The organism is Streptomyces sp. NTH33 (assembly GCF_003236365.1).
Classification (GTDB): Bacteria; Actinomycetota; Actinomycetes; order Streptomycetales; family Streptomycetaceae; genus Streptomyces.
In genome coordinates this window covers 1-414 of record NZ_POTZ01001148.1, presented here as the reverse complement: position 1 = coordinate 414, position 414 = coordinate 1, and the positions used below count along the sequence as shown (strand labels likewise).

The window sequence follows — 414 nt, the reverse complement described above, 5'->3', positions numbered from 1 at the left end:
CCCAAGGGGGATTCAACCAAGCAGCTGCGCGCGCGTCAGCGCTTGGAGACAAAAACGTGCGCCGCGACATCACGCGGAAGCTCCGCGGGATTGTCTCTTGCGTCACCGTCACCTGTCACCCGCACACCGTCGTCGCTCGCCGCGAGCGTCACCTCGCGTCCGGGTTGTATCCCAACTTGCTTGAGTTTAAGCATCACAGCGGGATCGCTTTGCACTTGTTCGCTAATTCGCCGCACGACCACGGCGGTGTCACGCGGGCCCGCCAGGTCGGACATGGTCTCGAGGGCGTCGTCGGCGCCGCTCTCGGCCGGCTCCTGTGCCCCCAGCTCGCCCAGGCCCGGGATGGGATTGCCGTGGGGGCAGGAGGTGGGGTTGTCGAGCAGCGTCACCAGTCGCGCCTCGACGGAGTCGGAC

Annotated in this window: 1 protein-coding gene; it reads right to left on the bottom strand. The window is 66.9% G+C overall.

Annotated elements, in window-relative coordinates; translation table 11 throughout:
- Window positions 1-35 precede the first annotated feature (35 nt).
- Window positions 36-414: metal-dependent transcriptional regulator (locus C1I97_RS38910; RefSeq protein ID WP_181447139.1), on the bottom strand; the 379-nt coding region annotated here is incomplete at its 5' end.